This is a genomic window from Frankia sp. AgKG'84/4, assembly GCF_023242965.2.
Lineage (GTDB): Bacteria > Actinomycetota > Actinomycetes > Frankiales > Frankiaceae > Frankia.
The window spans coordinates 1-502 of the sequence record NZ_JALKFU020000748.1; the positions used below are offsets into that span (position 1 = coordinate 1).

Consider the following 502-nt stretch of genomic DNA (forward strand, 5'->3'; position numbering starts at 1 on the left):
GGGCTGGATATGCTGCAGGGGCTAAGGGAACAGCCGGAAATCAAGGTTCCAATCATGGCTCACCCTGCATTCAGCGGAGGTTTGACCTCGTCTGCATTTTACGGCGTTTCGAATCCGCTGCTTCTAGGAAAGCTCATCCGCTATGCAGGGGCTGATTTCTCGTTATTCCCTTCCCCTTACGGCAGCGTTGCGATTCCAAAGGCGGATGCACTGGGTATCGCAAGCGAACTGACTAAAGTGGAGAAGGAATGGAAGACTGCTTTTCCTGTACCATCAGCTGGCATTCACCCAGGTATGGTTCCGGATTTGATTGCCGATTTTGGCACGGACAGTATTATTAATGCCGGCGGCGGTGTCCATGGCCATCCAGACGGGGCCAAGGGCGGCGGAAAGGCATTCAGGCAAGCTGTCGAAGCGGTTGTGGCTGGCCAGGACCTTTCAAGCTACGCAGAAGAAAAAGAGGAACTAAGAAAAGCGCTTGAATTATGGGGAGGTGTTCCTT

The 502-nt window shown here is 53.2% G+C and carries 1 protein-coding gene; it reads left to right on the top strand.

Going from position 1 to position 502, the window contains the following annotated elements:
• Nucleotides 1-502, top strand: a 502-nt coding sequence (locus tag MXD58_RS24935; protein ID WP_250610075.1) for a RuBisCO large subunit C-terminal-like domain-containing protein, incomplete at both ends; no start/stop codon positions are given.